Genomic DNA, 15,498 nt, shown 5'->3' on the forward strand with positions numbered 1-15,498 from the left:
CGAGGTCAGCTGGCCACTGCCGACGCGATCTGGCGGGAGGCGATGAACTCGGTCATCTGCGCAACGGGGAGCGGGCGCGAGAAGAGGTAGCCCTGCAACTGGTCGCAGCCGGCGGCCTGCAGCCACCGCTGCTGCTCGCGCGTCTCCACGCCCTCGGCGACGATGGTCAGATCGAGATCCTGGCCGAGCCTGATGATCGAGGCCAGGATGACCGAACTCTCGGGCGGCTCGCCGGCACCGTCGAGGAAGCTGCGGTCGATCTTCAGCTTGTCGAAGCCAAAGCGGCGCAGGTACTGCAGGCTGGAATAGCCGGTACCGAAGTCGTCGAGCGCCACCTTGACGCCAAGCGCCTGCAGGCCGCGCATCTGCTCGTTGGCGCGCTTTTCGTCGGCGAGCAGCACGCTCTCGGTGATCTCGATTTCGAGACGCTCGGCGGGGAACTGGCTTGCCTCGAGCGCCTGGCGCACGACCTCGACTACGTCGCCGTGATGGATCTGCGAGGCCGAGACGTTGACCGCGACACTGATCCCCGACCACGCCTTGGCGTCCCGGATCGCGCGATCCAGCACGTGCTCGCCGATGCTCTGGATGAGACCGGTTTCCTCGGCGAGCGGAATGAAGATGTCGGGCGAGATCGGTCCCAACGTGGCATCGGTCCACCGCGCCAGCGCCTCGACGCCCAGCACCCGCTTGCCGCTCACGTCCACCAGCGGTTGATAGAAGACATCGATCGCGCCCCCGGCGATGGCATCGCGCAGCGCCATCTCGAGCATATGCCGGTAGGTGATCTCGGCGTCCATCTCCGGTGCAAACGCGACGGCCGTCTCCGTGATCGCGCCTTTCGCCTTGTCCACCGCGAGCTCGGCGCGGCGCAGAAGCTCATCTCCCGTCGCCCCATCGCGCGGGCCGATCGCGTAGCCGACGGATACGGCGACGATTACGCTCGCGCCGCCGACGTCGAACGGCTCGGCGAGCGCCGTCATGATATCGCTTGCCAGCTCGCTGGTGGCGGCCTCGGTGAGGCGCGGCGCCAGCATGACGAAGCTGTCGCCGTCGCTACGGGCGACGATGCCGCCCGGCGGGAGCAGGTTCCGCAGCCGCTTCGCCGTCCCGATGAGCACGGCATCGCCGGTCGCCGCGCCGAAGGCGTCGTTGATTGCCTTGAACTGGTCGATGTCGACCATGATGAGGCTCACCGGCACCGGCCTTTGCCGATCCTCCAAGAGGCCGGCAATCTCCTCGTGCAGTCCGGTGCGGTTGGGCAGGTCGGTGAGCTGGTCGGTGCGAGCGGCGGTCGTCGCGTGCTCCTCGCTCTGCAGAATCTGCCGCGCCTTGCGCTTGCCCCACACGACGAGGAACCAGGTCAGCGCCCCGATCAGCAGCAGGGCGGCGCCGAGGCCGGGCGCGACGTGGCGGATGAATTGCAGCCCCGGCTGATCCTTGCGCCAGACGAGCGTGCCCACCGGCGCGCCGTCGTCGGACTTGACCGCCTCGCTGGAATCCCCGGCAGGGGTCCCGGTCGCTACCCAATGCAGCTCGCGAAAGCCGAAGTTCTCGCCCAGCCGCTTCGTGAAGCCCTTGTCGATGTCCTCCACTGCAACGAGCAGCATCGGCGGATCGGGCGTGGCGATGGGTTTGCCTGCGTCCGGCACGATCGTCGACACGATGACGGTGGCGGGCTTGCCGTCGATCGACCGCGCGTCGGCAACGGCCACGTGATGCTGCACCGTGCCGTCGGGCATCGCGATGTCGGTGACGACGACATCGTAGTGCGGCTTGAGGTGCGGATGGCGAACCGCCTGCAGCAGGTCCGTCAGGCCCGCGCCGATGGCCCCATAGTCCGAATCCGCTCGGGCCGCCGCCGCATAGCCGAACACCGGCGCATCATTGCCGGCAAGCACGTAGATTTGGTCGTAGCCGAGGAGATCGCTGAGATACTTGCCATAGAAGGTTCGCATCCAGCCGGTGTCTTTGTGGCGCGTCTGCTCAAACGCTTCCGACCACACGGTCTGTACGCGCAACTCGCGGGCCAGCGACAACCCATGCTGATCGATGGCGTGCTCGATCGTGTCCCGCTGCCGCTGAAGCGCAGTATCGTCGGCCTCGCGCGCGCCGATCAGCAATGAAATCAAGACAGCGAGGATCGACGCGGCGCCGAGCGCCACGATCGGAAACGTCACAAAAGCGGTGGTCCGCTTGGGCAATCATCCACCCCGCGTGTCGTGCCCTCTAGTCCTCGCTGCCGCCGACCTACGCAGAGGCGGCTGAACAAGCAGTAATTTAGGGCGGTCGACGTCGGGGTGCGGTGAGCGCTTCGTTAACGAGATAGCAAACTCGCGTCCAAACGGGACAACGGTCGCCGCGAAGTCCGCAACTGCAAGCGCTACGGGCGCCAGCGCTCCTTGGGCGCGTGCGCCTGTGCCGCATCCTGGGCTTTGCCGCGGCCGATCTCGCGTGCCAGGGCGAATAGTGCTTCGCGCACGCCTTCGCCCGATACGGCCGACAGCAGCAGAGGCTTCTTCTTCGCGGCCTTCTTGAGCGCTTCGGCGCGCGCTTCGAGCGTTTCCTTGTCGAGCGCGTCGCACTTCGAGAGCGCGACCAGCTCCTTCTTCTTGTCGAGGTCGGCCCCATAGGCCTTGAGCTCGCGGCGCACCGTGCGATAGGCCGTCGCCACGTCCTCCTCGGTGGCATCAACGAGATGCAGCAGCACCTTGGTGCGCTCGACGTGGCCGAGAAAGCGCGTGCCGATGCCGGCGCCTTCGCTGGCACCTTCGATCAGACCGGGGATGTCGGCGAGCACGAAGTCCTTGTCGTCCGCGCGCACGACGCCGAGGTTCGGGTGCAGAGTGGTGAAAGGGTAAGCGGCGATCTTCGGCTTCGCTGCGCTCACCGCGGCGAGAAACGTCGACTTACCGGCGTTGGGCATGCCGACGATGCCGGCATCGGCGATCAGCTTCAGGCGCAGCCAGATCGTCAGCTCCTCGGCGGGTAGGCCGGGATTGACGCGGCGCGGCGCCTGGTTGGTCGACGACTTGAAATGGGCATTGCCGAAGCCGCCGTTGCCTCCCTTGGCGAGTAGCGCGCGGTCGCCCACCTTCGACAGGTCGGCGAGCAGCGTCTCCTGGTCCTCGGCGTAGATCTGCGTGCCGGGCGGCACCTTGATGATGCAGTCGTCGCCGTTGGCGCCCGCGCGGTTCTTACCCGCGCCATTGCCACCCTTCTTCGCCTTGAAGTGCTGCTGGTAGCGGTAGTCGATAAGCGTGTTGAGATTGTCGACGCACTCGGCCCAAACGTCGCCGCCCTTGCCGCCGTCGCCGCCGTCGGGGCCACCGAACTCGATGAACTTCTCGCGCCGGAACGACAGGGAGCCGTCGCCGCCGGCGCCCGAGGCAATGTAGATCTTCGCAGAATCGAGAAATTTCATCGCGTACCACTCCGCCAGGCGCCGAGCAGCGGACGCCGTCGCGCATACTTTACCGTCCGCACCTCACTGCGCCGCGCCTCGCACCATTGCGCCCCGGCGCCGATGCGGCGAAAGCCGAGCTTGGCGATGACGCGGGCCGAGGCGGGGTTGTCCACGAAGTGACCACAGGTGAGGCGCTTGAAGTTCATTTCGCCGAAGCAATGGTTCATGAGGGTGCCGGCCGCTTCCGTCGCATAGCCGTTTCCCCACCAGGGCTTGCCGATCCAGTAGCCGATCTCGGCCTGCCCCGGGTCGCCGTTGATGTAGCCGACCGCGCCGATCAACTCGCCGTCGCGCTCGACGCCGCGCACGAACTCGTCATCGCCGATGGAGGCGATCCACAAGTCGGCATCGACGAGCGAGTAGGGATGGGGAATGCGCGACGTCATGCGCGCGATGTCCCAGTCGCCGGCAAGCGCGGCGATGCGGCCCGCGTCGCGGGCGTCGATGGGCCGATAGCTCAAACGTGGCGAGCGCATATGCACCGCGCTCCGATCTCGTGCCGGCAAACGAAGGCGGCCGGCTATGAAAAAGGGGGACGCCGCGCATCCCCCTTGCAATCGCTAAAGGTGGATGGCGCCGATTATTCGGCGGTCTTGTCTTCGCGCACCGACACGTAAACGCGGCCGTTGCGCTTGGTGTTGAATTCGACGGCGCCCTCGACCACCGCGAAGATGGTGTGGTCGGAGCCCATGCCGACGCCGTTGCCCGGGTGCCACTGGGTACCGCGCTGGCGGACCAGGATGTTGCCGGGGATGACCTGCTCGCCGCCGAAGCGCTTAACGCCGAGGCGCTTTGAGTGCGAGTCGCGGCCGTTACGCGTTGAGCCGCCAGCTTTCTTTTGTGCCATGGATCAGTTCCTTCGAAACTCGGGCTGCCGCTTAGGCGCCGACGATGCTCTTGATACGGACCGTGACGAGGTCCTGGCGATGGCCGCGCTTGCGGCGCGAATTCTTGCGGCGGCGCTTCTTGAAGGAGATGACCTTCGGGCCGCGGGTGGCCTCGACGAACTCGCCGACGACCTTGGCGCCGGAGACGAGCGGGCTGCCGAATTTGGGCTTGTCGCCGCCGATCATGAGGACTTCGGCGAACTCGACCTTGGAGCCGGCTTCGCCGGCGATCTTTTCGATGGTGATGACGTCGTCAGCAGCAACACGGTACTGCTTGCCGCCCGTCTTGATGACAGCGTACATAGCTATTCCTTCAACGTTATCCGCGCCCTATGGCGCCGCAGGCGAGCTGCGGACTTTATGAGATCGCCTCTTCGGGAAGGGCGACCAGGCCTCGGGCAGCGCATTGCGCGCCCCGATTTCCGGGGCGCGGGAAGGCGGGTTTATCCTCGAAGCCCCGGAAATTGTCAATCCGGCCCAGTATTTCCGGGGTTTCCGGGCGGGACGCCTATCGGCCAGCCGCCGGCAGCGCCAAGAGAATGTCGCTGCCGCTGCGCCAGCGCTCCCTATAACCGGCCTCAAGCAGTCCGGCGAGGCAGTCCTCCTGCCATCGGGGCGCGTGGTCGACCTCCATGAAGATGCGGGCTGGCCAGAGCTGCCGCGGGGCGGAGCGAATGAACGGCATGAGCGCCCGGTCCTCGAATCCTTCGATGTCGATCTTCAAGGCGTCGATCCGCTGGAGTCCGGTGCTTTCGATGATCGCGTGCAGCGGTGTCACCGGCACCATCAGCTCCTCGCCCTCCGTTCCGACCAGGCTCGCGTGCCCGTACTGTTTCATGCTGACATGGATGGTCGCCTCGCCCGGTTGCGCGCCGACGGCCGTCGGGCACACGGTCACGTTGGAGAAGCCGTTGGCGGCAACGTTGAAGCGGAGGCGCGCCAGCATGGCCGGCAGCGGCTCGATGGCGATCACGCGTCCTGCTGGTCCGACCTTGCGTGCGGCAAAGACTGCGAACAGACCGCAGTTGGCGCCGACGTCGACGAACACGTCGCCGGGCTTCAGGTCGGTGGTGATGACGTCGATGGCGATGCGGTTGGTGTGCCCGTTGCGCTCCAATGCCATCTGCTCGGTGTAGTTGTCGTTGACCCGGCAGCGCAGCTTCAGGCCGTCGACCTCGACGTCGTACTCGGTGCCGATGCGCGCAAGCAGTCTGCGCACCGGTCCCTTGACCGCTCCGCGCGCGATGCGCTGGCGCAATGCCGCGATGCAGAGTGCCGCGGGGAAAGTGGGCCGGTAGTAGCCCCATTGGTCAATCGCGAGCGGCGAGGAAAAAGTGGGCAAAGTATTCATCATGGAAAAGATCTCGAAGCTGGAATCAGTGGGCTGACAAGCAGTGCACCGCCGATCTTCGGCAGCAAAGCGGGGGCACGTAATTGGACGTTGGAAACTTGCCGCCTGTGGCGGCGACAACGCGAAAGTGTCGGACTACTGTTCAATTCCTTGGCGCGGGCCCACATTGTGCTGACGGAGTTGTCCACTCGCTGAAACGGAAACGATGCAATCCCTCGAGCCCATACCCGTCCACGATGTGGGCGCCGCCTACCCGCTGGAAACTTTGGAGCTGGAGGAGGCACGCGCGCATGCGCTGATCGACGGCGCGACCGCGCACGTGCCGCGCGCCGCGCTTCGCACTCTCGACGCCGTCTCCCGCCGCTGGCTCGCCAAGCAGGACAGCGTGCATCTCGACGAGATCGACGCCATCGCCGCGCGTCTCGGCCGCCCCGGCGCCTACTTCCTGTCCGTCAACTACGAGTGGGGATGCACCTGCCGCGTCGCGCCGTCGCCGGAAGGCAAAACCGCGCGGCTGGTGCGCGTCCTCGACTGGGTGACGGAAGGTCTCGGCCGCTACGTCATCGCCGCGCGCGTCGCCAGCGACGCCGGTCCGTTCGTGACGCTGACCTGGCCAGGCTACACGGGCGTGCTGCAGGGCATGGCGCCCGGCCGCTTCTCGGCGGCCTTGAACCAGGCGCCGATGCGCCCGGTCTGGGGCCAGTTCCACCTCGACTGGGCGGTCAACCGTGGCCGCATCTGGCGCATGAAGCATCTGACGCCGGCGCATTTGTTGCGTGAGGTTTTCGAGACGGCCGCGTCATTCGGCGAAGCGAAGCGCATGCTCACCGAACGTCCGATCTCCACGCCGGCCATCTTCACGCTCGCCGGACTGAAGCCGTCCGAGACGGCGGTCATCGAGCGCACCGAAACGGAAGCCCGCGTACACGAGGGCTGCAACGCCGCCGCCAATCACTGGCAGGCGCCCGGCTGGTCGGGATATTCGCGGGGTTTAGATAGCGCCGGGCGTGCTTGCCTCATGCACCAGGTATCGACGGCGCTCGATCCGAGCTTTGCGTGGCTCAAGCCGCCGATCCGCAATTGGAACACGCGGCTCGTCATGGTCGCCGATGCATCGGAAGGCCGTCTCGTCGCGCAGGGCTACGAGGTGGACGGCCGCACCACCGCGCCGGCGACGGCACCGCTCGAGCTGACGGCCTGAGCGGCACCGCCGCGCTTACGCGCCCAGCACCTCCTTGGTCACGTCGAGCGCATGCTTGATCTCCTCGGGCGTGAACTCGCAGGTGAGGAAGAAGCGCAGGCGCGCGGCGTTCACCGGAACACCCGGCGACATGATGAGCGAGGTATTGATGCCGCGCTCCAGAACTTTCGACACGGCCTTGGCGGCGCGCGTGGTGGCGCCCACCATCACCGGCAGCATGCCGATGCCGATGGAGCGGCCGGTGTTCAAGCCGCGTGCCTTGGCTTCGCGCAGGAACAACTGACCGTTGGCGTGCAGGCGGGCGACGCGATGCGGCTCGCGCTTGACGACGCGGAGCGCGGCGAGGGCGGCGGCCGTCATGCTCGGCGGCAGGCCGACCGAGAACACGAAGCCCGGCGCCGAGTAGCGCAGCGCATCGATCAGCTCGCGGTTGCCGGCGATGTAGCCGCCGCACGAGGCGTAAGCCTTGCTCAGCGTGCCCATCCAAATGTCGACCTTGTTGCCGGGAACGCCGGTGTGCTCGGCGAGGCCGGCGCCGGTGTTGCCGAGGACGCCGCAACCGTGCGCGTCGTCGACCATCAGCCAGGCGCCGTAGCGCTCCTTCAGCTCGACCACGCGGGCGAGATCGGGGATGTCGCCCTCGGTCGAGTAGAGGCCTTCGATGACGACGAGGCAGTTCTTGTACTTGGCGCGCTCCTCGCGCAGCACCTGCTCCAAGAGGTCGAGCTTGTTGTGCCTGAAGGTCATGGTCTTGGCGCCCGACAGGCGCATGCCGACCACGGCGCTGTTGTGCACGAACTCGTCGTGGATGATGAGGTCGTCGGCGGTCATGATCGTGCCGATCGTCGACACGTTGGCGGCATGTCCGGAGACGAACACCAGCGCGCCTTCGACGCCGATCGTGTCGGCGATTTCCTGCTCCAGCTCGCGGTGGAGAGGCGTGTCGCCCGACACCATGCGGCTCGCCGAAACGGACGTGCCGTAGGCGTCGATGGCGGCCTTCGAGGCATTGATCAGGTCAGGATGCTTGCTGAGGCCGAGGTAGTCGCACCAGGCAAAGTTCAGAACCGGCTTGCCGTCGATCAGCGTATGCCGGCCCTGCGGGCCCTCGGTCGAGCGGAAGAACGGGTTCGCGATGCCAAGCATCTTGCCGAGCCCCTGGTGGTAGGTAATCGACTTGTATTCAGGGAGCGACGAGAAGGGGGCCGCGACGAGGTCGCGGTCCAGCTTCGCGCGCAGCTTGTTCAGCGTCTGGGGCATGATGCTCATGGTAGGTGCTCCTGGCTACGCACGACGTCACCGCCGCGCTTTACGGTTCAAAATCGCGAGTAAACTCCGAGGTGGAAGTCGAAGCCGCCGGCGTCGTCGAAGGCCGGGGCGAAGGCGCTGGCCTTGCTCGGGCTCTTGGGTCGAGCGGCAGGAAATGGCTCATCGAAGATGGCGCTGTCGTCGCGCACGAGGCCACCGAAGGGATGGCCGGGGAAGGGAGCCTGCTCCTCGAAGGCGTTGGGCTCGTAGGACGGACTCATGAAACCTCTCCTTGCGTTCGCGCGCCCGTGGAACTGGAGCGCCGCGTGGAGAGGTTTTAGGAAAATGATCGGCCAATGCGCTGTTCCGGCCGGAACACGCGTGTGCTGAAAAAAATTTGCGTCGGGCTATCAGCGAGCGGCGGCGATCCGAGAGGTTGTCGGGCTGCTGCCGCGACGCTCGCCTCCTCTCACGTCATCCCCACGAAGGTGGGGACCCAGCCACGTTTCAACCAGCGCGGCGATCGTCGTTAGGCATGGTGCCCTGGGTTCCCGCCGTCCATGCGGAGCATGGCTTCGCCATGACGCGGGAATGACGGGGTGATTTGGGGGCGCGTGACGGTCCGCTCAGCTAGCGGGGCGCTTTTGCCCCGACCAATCGACGTTGAGCGTCGCGAACATCACGACCGCCAGCATCACGAACCCGGCGATGGCACCGGCGAGCAAGGCGTAGTCCTCCAGCTGCAGGATCAGGTACAAGAGCCCGTACAGCAGGAACAGCACGCCCGCCATGATGAGCCCCTTGTTGAGGCTCTGCTGCACCCGCGCGACGTAGAGCGACAGGAGCCCGCCCGTGGCGACCGCGGCGATGAGGTAGGCGCTAAGACAACCGATCTGCTCGGCGAACGACAACAGCAGCACGTAGAAGAAGATCATCGACAAGCCGACGAACAGGTACTGCACCGGGTGCACCTGCCGGGCCGAGCGGGTCTCCAGCACGAACACGGCCATGAACGCAGTGGCAAGGAACATCATCGCGTATTTCGCGGCGCGACTGACGATCTGATAGAAATCCACCGGCACGATGAAGCGCACGCCGAAGGCATAGGGGGACATGCGCTCCAGGTCTTGATCGGCGAGCGACCAGGATTGCGGCACGCTGCGTGCCAGGTGCGGGATCTGCCACTTCGCGGAGAACGATGTCGGCTCGACCGTGCGGTCGTTCGGCAGGAAGGCGCCGGTGAAGCTCGGGTCGCTCCAATCGGACGAGAGCGCGACGGTCGTCTCCTGCGCAACCGGCGCGAAGGTCAGCTCGGACGAGCCGTTGAGCGCCAGCGCGAACTTGAAATCGAAGCCGTTGATGCCGGTCGGCGCCGCGTCGGTGACGCCTTGCGTGGCGAACAGCGTCGCAGCGGGCGCGAGGCGCACGTGAATGCCGCCGCCGCGCATGGCCGGCACGCCGATGCTCGGCTCGAACGCCAATGCCTGGCCGCCGTCGATTGTCACCGATGCGGCTTCCTTCAGGCCCGACACGTCGCTGATTGCCACCGCCAGCACGGCATCGCGCCAGCGCACCGACTGTGCGTCGGCGACCACCTCGGCGATGTCGGGAGCGGCGAAGCTGCCGGAAAAATCGAGTAGCCCGGTGTAGACGGCGACGTCGTAGATGGAGCGGTGCAGGACCTTGGTCGTCGCCTTGCCGCTCACCTTGAGCGACTTCGGGAGAAATACGGCACGCCGCTCGACCACCTCCTCGACGCGCTTGTCACCCTCGCCGGTCACGCGCTTCACGGTGTAAGGCACGATCAGCAGCGGACCATCGATGTACTGGCTGGCGCCCCACTCCTGCGCCACCGTCTGGCGCACGCCTTCGGCGCGCTGCTCGCGCTCGCTGATCAAACCCCACACGAGCAAGAGCGGAATGGTCAGGATCAGTATCAGGCCGCAGATGAGGAGGAATTTGAACCCGGGGCTGTTCAGCAGCCGCGCAATGGCGGCGGTCAGGCTTTCCACTCAATTTCTCCACGGCAAGCAATATCGCCGTGGAGGGAACAGCAGCGGGGTGGCGCGAACAAGTCAGCAAATTGGCGGGATTTCCGGCAACTTCGGAATTTCCGCGGCGGGATCAGGCGCTCGCCTTGCGCACGTCGGGGACCACCTCGTCAGCCCATACTTTGAAGGTCTTCAAGGTGTGCGGGCCGAACGTGTTGATCAGCGGCACGTCGGTGGCATCGCGGCCGCGCGCCACGACGATCCGGCCGACGCGCCGCTTGTTATGGCGCGCGTCGAACGTGTACCAGCGGTTATCGAGGTACACCTCCGTCCAGGCGCTGAAGTCCATCGGTGCCGGATCGGCTGGAACCCCGATGTCGCCGAGGTAGCCGTTGACGTAGCGCGCCGGGATGTTGAGGCAGCGGCAGAAGGTGATCATCAGGTGGGCGAAGTCGCGGCAGACACCCTTCTTCTCCGCAAAGGCGTCTAGCGCGGTGCGCGTAGCGCTAGCGTGCGGATAGCCGAACGTCAGATGATCGTGCACGTAGTCGCAGATTGCCTGCACCCGCGTCCAGCCAGGCTTGACGCCGCCGAACATATCCCACGCCACTTGGCTCAACCGGTCGGTCTCGCAGTAGCGGCTGCCGAGCAGGAAGGTGAGCAGGTAGTGCGGCAGGAGGTCGACCTGCACCTCGCGCGCATCGGGCGCGATATCGTCCGGCCTGCCGCTGTCGATGATCGTGCCGTCGAGGCGCAGCGTGATGTCGCCGGCCGGCGCCATCAGCCGGCGGCACTGATTGCCGAAGCTGTCGAAGTACATCATCGCCTGCGTTGGAGGCGCGGTGGCGAACGGGGCTTCGGTGTTGATGTCCTTGCGGCGCTCGGGGTGCACGTCGAGCAAAGAGATCAGCGGAGTGGCCCGGGGGACCGTGATGCCGATCTCGCAACCGTAGTTGATGAGCATGGGGAAAATTCCTGACTGGCGCGGCACTAACGTGCGCCGCTGAGCGCGGTTCCCGGAATTTCGTGCGTGACTAAAGTTTAGGCCGTTGGTCTGGCGCGCAAATCTGCGACGCCGATGGATTGAGCCGCGCGTGCAATGCCGCGCTCGCGCTTGCAATCTTATGCCCATCGGCTTGCCGGCGCCTGCCCAATAAGGCGGCAGCGCGCGACGCAAATACCGCCAGTTGCGCTTGACGGCGGGGCGTTTGTGTCGCTAATTTCGGTCATGACAGAAATTAGCGTACATACCGACCTGTTGCCCGGCGCCGTCGAGCGCTTCGTCGTCCATTGGGGCGAGATGGGCACCACCTGGGGCGTGAACCGCTCGGTGGCGCAGATCCATGCGCTTCTCTATCTGAGCGAGGTTCCGCTGACGGCCGAGGACATCGCCGAGCGCCTCGGTATGGCACGCTCCAACGTGTCGACCAGCCTGCGCGAGCTCCTGGGCTGGAGCCTCATCCGCCGCGTGCACGTCATGAGCGACCGGCGCGACTACTACGAAGCCGAAGCCGACATGTTCGAGATGGTTCGGCGCATCGCCCTGGTTCGCAAGGCGCGGGAGATCGATCCGGCGCTCGCCGTGCTGCGCAGCTGTGCCACCGAGGCCAAGGGCGACGCGGGCGTTTCGCCGGCCGTGCGCAAGCGGCTCTCCGCAATGCTCGAGTTTACCGAGACGGTCGACCGCAGCTTCGGCGAGATCATGCGGCTGCCGGCGCCGACGCTGATGGCGCTCATCCGCATGGGCGGCACGATCGCTCGCTTCGTCGGCCGCAAGAGTAGCAAGAAGCCGCCACGCTGAAGTGGGCGGAGAACGGGGAGGTGTGATGTGTCGGTCCTCGACAAACGCAATGTCGCCCTGCAACCGCAGCCGCTGCACCACGCAGCGCCGGCCGCCGTTCCCATCGCCGCTCCCACCGTGCTGGCGCCGATCGAGGACCTCCGGTTTCGCGCTCTCGTCGGCGAGCGGGCCTGGGGGGAGCTGCCTGACGCCGTCCGCCGGCGCTTCTCCAAATGCCTCGGGCCGAGCGAAGCGCTCGTCTACCAGGGCCTGGTGACGGCGACGCGCTTGTCGCCAGCCGGGCGCGTGCTTTCGTTCCTCGCTAGGGCCATCGGCTCGCCGCTGCCGCTGACGGACGGCGCGACCGGGCCGGCGGTGGTGATCGTCACCGAGGACGCGGGTCTCGGCGGCCAGAGCTGGCTCAGAATCTATGCCCGCCCAGGTCGCTTTCCACAGGCGATCCACTCGGCCAAGCGCTTCAGCGGGCCGACGGGCCTCGAGGAGTACGTCGGCTGCGGCATCGGCATGGCGTTGCGGGTCAGCGTCGAGGAGGGGGCGCTCGCCTTTCGGTCGGTCGGGTTTTTCGTGCAGATCGCCCGCTGGCGCCTTTCCATCCCGCGGCTGCTCCATCCCGGCCAAATGCAGATCGTGCACCGCGACCTCGGCGCCGGCAGTTTCGAGTTCGCGCTCAGTCTGACGCATCGGGTGTTCGGCCGGCTCGTGCACCAAGCTGCGGTGTTCCACGATGCGTGAGCACGCTCGCGCTCCGCGGCGACGCGAGCTATGATCGGCACATGACACGCCGCGCCGTACGAACGATCTGGGTCCTGACCGGGCTGTGCCTCGTGGCCGGCGTGGTGGTCAGCGCGTCCCTGTGGGTGGGTGCGCCGGACCGTCCCTGGCAGCACGCGATGAAGGAGCTCTCCACCCTGCTCGACGTGGTGGCGCTGCTCCTGTGGATGGGCATTTTCGCCATCTACTGGGCGCGGCGACGGCCCCGCCCCTGACGCCACCTCAAAACTGTCGCCCCTAAAAACGCAGCGCGCCGGGACACCCCGCGGGCCCCGGCGCGCTTCTCAAGTCGCAATCCCGAGTGACGGGAGGATTGCGATTAATTCTTGTGTTCACTGCAATGGCAGCGAGACCGCGTAATTCTGCAACGGGGACTCGGGCTCCGTCTGCGAGCGGACCTTCTGCGAATAGTCGACCTCGCACATCTCGACCATGCCCTCATCGTCGGCAGATTTGGCGGCGTCGGTGGCGCCCCAGATCCACGGCATGGAAGCGTTGGTGAGCGGCTCTTGTTCCGGCTCGATCGCTTCGACGATACAACGCAGGCGCAGGTCGTAGCGGATACGCTGGACCTTGGCGCCCTTGCTGTTGGCATCGGCCACGAGGCGTCGGGTCTCGGCGCGCATTTGCGCCAGCGCGGCTCGCGCTGGAGCGTCCTTCTTGGGGCGGGCCACGGCGTCGACCGCGCGGCCCCCGGTGGTGGTGTGCAGCGGAGCGCCGTTGTCATCAACGACGGTCCATTGGTAGCTGCCTGGTTGTGCCAACTCGGACGCGTTACTTACCTGCGGCAATTCTTGGGCAGTGGCCGGGAGCGTTCCCAGCAGAAGTGCAAAAGCAAGACAAAACGCTTTCAATTTACCACCTCTTTTACATGCGAGCGGCGATGTCCATTTAGTATCACGCCAGGGGTGGTTGACCAACGCACTACAACCCGTTTTGCACGCAATGCACATGCTCCGCAAAACTGTGCATTCTCGCGCCATTTGTCATCTAGCGGCGCATCTGCATCTCGAGAAGCGCGTTTGCGACCCCAGACAAATCATGTATTTGCAGTATCTTAACCGTGTTCGGCTGAGACTTTGATGCGCAAGGTCTCTAGGGGATGAGAAAATGACCGAAGCACTCAAGCTGGTCGCTTCCGAATATGCGTCGGTGTGCATCGACAAGGTAGAAAGCGTTGCGCGCTCGCATGATCGCCATTGGTGGGCGGGCGTCGGACTTTATCTTTGGACCGCTTTCCTATTCGGAAATGTCGTAGGCGAGATGTGGAGGCTTTTCGGCACGCCAATGGCGTGAGCCGGATTGCCCCGTTTCAAAAATGAAAAGCGCGGCGTCCCCGGGGGGAAGGCCGCGCAACTGCCTGTTGTCTCTAAAGAGAGGCGCAAAGCCGGGGCGCTAGTTGGCGCGCCCGCGCAGCCGCGTGTTTATGGCGTCGATCTCGCCGGCGAGCTCCTGCAGCCGCGCCCGGTTGTCGAGGTAGGCCCCGCGGCGATTGTCGCGCTCTGCCGCCGTGGGCTCGCGCTGGAGATGCTCGAAGCTGCCGAGAATGCTCTCGCACTGCTTCTCGACCACCATCACCTCGTCCTTGAGACGCTCGCAGGCCATGAGCCATTCGAGCGATTGCCTATCCAGCATGAGAATGCCCTCCACTCTTACTGACTGAGGCATTCTGTGGGCGGGTACGGCTGGGCGGCCAGTTGCGGGTATGTCTTATCCCCGTAATCCCCTGGGTTGCCGCAATTGCGCTCCGCGGGTCGTGTTCCGCGCGGAACATCGCGGCGGCGCAGGGGCGCCTATGGTCCGGGGCATCGAAACCCCTGGAGGCAAGCCAATGTTCACCGAAATCGTTCAGCTGCTCAGCAACCCCGACAACCTGCTCGTCAAGGTGCAAGACGGGGAAATCTACCTCATGCCGGCCGAGTAGGCACCGCCGCGCCTCGCCGCCATGCCACCCACGCAACGTGGGCCGAACTGCCGCCCTTGAGGCTTGTCAGGCCCGCGCGTTTCTCTTAAGAGCACCGTTCCTAACGTCCCGGCCTGTCAGCCCTGCGCATATGCTCGGCGCGTTGACAGCCCGTGTGGTGGGTTTGGAGAGGTGGCTGAGTGGCTGAAAGCACCGCACTCGAAATGCGGCATACTCGCAAGGGTATCGTGGGTTCAAATCCCACCCTCTCCGCCACAACCGCGAGCTAAAACCACCCGACCAAATCAGCGAAGCACCTTGGCGATCCTCTCGCGCGACGGAAGCGCCGGGCTGTAGTCGCGGTTGCGATGCGCATTGTCGGCAACTTCGTCGCCGCCATGCTCGTCGTGCTGGTTCGGCTGTTGCTCCGGGCCCGACGCGCCTTTGCCGTCGCCGGCGCTGCCGCCGTATCCGTGGCTCAGGCCTTCGCCGCCCTGGCCCTTCCGTCCAGGCACCCAACTCTTATTTTTGATCTTGCCTTCGCCGCGGGTCTTGCCGACCTTCGGCCGCAGACGTTTGCGCGCAAGCATGGCGTCACTCCTTGCGGGTGGTGACGGGTATCGTCCAGAAGCTCGAGGCGCTGGCCATCACGAGCTGCGAATACAGATAGGGCAGAAGAAAAAGGGGCATTTCGTCTCTCCTTTTCTCGTGTTGGCTAGATAACCGCCGGCGGGTTCGGCGCGTTCCCTGCTGCTGCCGTGGGGTGCCGATGCGCGCCAATTCGCGCGCGGAACCCTCGTCAGCCCCACCCGTTAGCCCTGCATGGAACGGATAATTCTAGCCCCCGTATGCCGATCCGCCGGCGGCCACGCGGCGGCG

18 protein-coding genes and 1 tRNA gene are annotated in these 15,498 nt (G+C 65.7%); 6 read left to right on the forward strand and 13 right to left on the reverse strand.

The window, feature by feature from the left end:
- Positions 1-5: 5 nt before the first annotated feature.
- From GIW81_RS13050 to GIW81_RS13075, 6 genes are all read right to left on the reverse strand, one after another.
- Positions 6-2,204, reverse strand: coding sequence for a putative bifunctional diguanylate cyclase/phosphodiesterase (locus GIW81_RS13050; RefSeq protein ID WP_154739823.1), 2,199 nt, complete (start codon positions 2,202-2,204; stop codon positions 6-8).
- Between the two features lie 179 nt (positions 2,205-2,383).
- Positions 2,384-3,424, reverse strand: coding sequence for a GTPase ObgE (gene obgE / locus GIW81_RS13055; protein ID WP_154739824.1), 1,041 nt, complete (start codon positions 3,422-3,424; stop codon positions 2,384-2,386).
- On the reverse strand, positions 3,421-3,942 hold the full coding sequence (locus tag GIW81_RS13060; protein WP_154739825.1) for a GNAT family N-acetyltransferase: 522 nt from the start codon (positions 3,940-3,942) through the stop codon (positions 3,421-3,423). Before GIW81_RS13060 ends, obgE begins: the two co-directional genes overlap by 4 nt.
- Before the next feature lie 104 nt (positions 3,943-4,046).
- Positions 4,047-4,313, reverse strand: coding sequence for a 50S ribosomal protein L27 (rpmA, locus tag GIW81_RS13065; RefSeq protein WP_154739826.1), 267 nt, complete (start codon positions 4,311-4,313; stop codon positions 4,047-4,049).
- A 31-nt stretch (positions 4,314-4,344) separates the two neighbouring features.
- Positions 4,345-4,656: a 50S ribosomal protein L21 gene (rplU, locus tag GIW81_RS13070; protein WP_154739827.1), complete on the reverse strand. Its 312-nt coding sequence runs from the start codon at positions 4,654-4,656 to the stop codon at positions 4,345-4,347.
- A 205-nt stretch (positions 4,657-4,861) separates the two neighbouring features.
- Complete coding sequence (locus GIW81_RS13075) at positions 4,862-5,707, reverse strand: FkbM family methyltransferase (RefSeq protein WP_154739828.1); 846 nt, start codon at positions 5,705-5,707, stop codon at positions 4,862-4,864.
- A gap of 202 nt (positions 5,708-5,909) precedes the next feature.
- Between GIW81_RS13075 and GIW81_RS13080 the strand changes: the two genes are divergently transcribed.
- Positions 5,910-6,905 (forward strand): hypothetical protein, encoded by a 996-nt coding sequence (locus tag GIW81_RS13080; protein WP_154739829.1) that lies wholly within the window; start codon positions 5,910-5,912, stop codon positions 6,903-6,905.
- Between the two features lie 15 nt (positions 6,906-6,920).
- Here GIW81_RS13080 and GIW81_RS13085 read toward each other — a convergent pair whose 3' ends face one another.
- From GIW81_RS13085 to GIW81_RS13100, 4 genes are all read right to left on the reverse strand, one after another.
- Positions 6,921-8,174 (reverse strand): aminotransferase class I/II-fold pyridoxal phosphate-dependent enzyme, encoded by a 1,254-nt coding sequence (locus GIW81_RS13085; protein ID WP_154739830.1) that lies wholly within the window; start codon positions 8,172-8,174, stop codon positions 6,921-6,923.
- 47 nt (positions 8,175-8,221) lie between these two features.
- Entirely contained in the window at positions 8,222-8,434 is a 213-nt protein-coding gene (locus tag GIW81_RS13090) for a hypothetical protein (protein WP_154739831.1), read from the reverse strand.
- Positions 8,435-8,779: 345 nt separating this feature from the next.
- On the reverse strand, positions 8,780-10,165 hold the full coding sequence (creD, locus tag GIW81_RS13095) for a cell envelope integrity protein CreD (protein WP_154739832.1): 1,386 nt from the start codon (positions 10,163-10,165) through the stop codon (positions 8,780-8,782).
- 112 nt (positions 10,166-10,277) lie between these two features.
- Positions 10,278-11,108 (reverse strand): transglutaminase-like domain-containing protein, encoded by an 831-nt coding sequence (locus GIW81_RS13100; RefSeq protein WP_154739833.1) that lies wholly within the window; start codon positions 11,106-11,108, stop codon positions 10,278-10,280.
- Between the two features lie 264 nt (positions 11,109-11,372).
- Here GIW81_RS13100 and GIW81_RS13105 point away from each other — a divergent pair, with 264 nt between their 5' ends.
- The 3 genes from GIW81_RS13105 (at position 11,373) to GIW81_RS13115 (ending at position 12,931) form a co-directional block, all read left to right on the forward strand.
- Entirely contained in the window at positions 11,373-11,945 is a 573-nt protein-coding gene (locus GIW81_RS13105; protein WP_154739834.1) for a GbsR/MarR family transcriptional regulator, read from the forward strand.
- 72 nt (positions 11,946-12,017) lie between these two features.
- The gene (locus tag GIW81_RS13110; protein WP_154740752.1) at positions 12,018-12,677 is read left to right on the forward strand and encodes a DUF4166 domain-containing protein; all 660 of its coding nucleotides are present in this window, start codon (positions 12,018-12,020) and stop codon (positions 12,675-12,677) included.
- Positions 12,674-12,931: a hypothetical protein gene (locus GIW81_RS13115; RefSeq protein WP_154739835.1), complete on the forward strand. Its 258-nt coding sequence runs from the start codon at positions 12,674-12,676 to the stop codon at positions 12,929-12,931. Before GIW81_RS13110 ends, GIW81_RS13115 begins: the two co-directional genes overlap by 4 nt.
- A 117-nt stretch (positions 12,932-13,048) precedes the next feature.
- On the opposite strand, the gene GIW81_RS13120 is transcribed toward GIW81_RS13115, so the two are convergent.
- Entirely contained in the window at positions 13,049-13,480 is a 432-nt protein-coding gene (locus tag GIW81_RS13120; RefSeq protein ID WP_154739836.1) for a hypothetical protein, read from the reverse strand.
- Between the two features lie 346 nt (positions 13,481-13,826).
- Here GIW81_RS13120 and GIW81_RS13125 point away from each other — a divergent pair, with 346 nt between their 5' ends.
- A complete protein-coding gene (locus GIW81_RS13125) occupies positions 13,827-14,012 on the forward strand; it encodes a hypothetical protein (RefSeq protein ID WP_154739837.1) in 186 nt (61 codons plus the stop codon).
- A 99-nt stretch (positions 14,013-14,111) separates the two neighbouring features.
- Here GIW81_RS13125 and GIW81_RS13130 read toward each other — a convergent pair whose 3' ends face one another.
- The gene (locus tag GIW81_RS13130) at positions 14,112-14,351 is read right to left on the reverse strand and encodes a hypothetical protein (RefSeq protein ID WP_154739838.1); all 240 of its coding nucleotides are present in this window, start codon (positions 14,349-14,351) and stop codon (positions 14,112-14,114) included.
- A gap of 454 nt (positions 14,352-14,805) precedes the next feature.
- Between GIW81_RS13130 and GIW81_RS13135 the strand changes: the two genes are divergently transcribed.
- Positions 14,806-14,895 (forward strand) — tRNA-Ser (locus GIW81_RS13135).
- A gap of 29 nt (positions 14,896-14,924) precedes the next feature.
- Here the strand turns inward: GIW81_RS13135 and GIW81_RS13140 are convergent.
- The gene (locus tag GIW81_RS13140) at positions 14,925-15,209 is read right to left on the reverse strand and encodes a hypothetical protein (protein ID WP_154739839.1); all 285 of its coding nucleotides are present in this window, start codon (positions 15,207-15,209) and stop codon (positions 14,925-14,927) included.
- Positions 15,210-15,498 lie beyond the last annotated feature (289 nt).

The sequence above is a fragment of the Hyphomicrobium album genome (genome assembly GCF_009708035.1).
Taxonomy (GTDB): Bacteria; Pseudomonadota; Alphaproteobacteria; order Rhizobiales; family Hyphomicrobiaceae; genus Hyphomicrobium_A; species Hyphomicrobium_A album.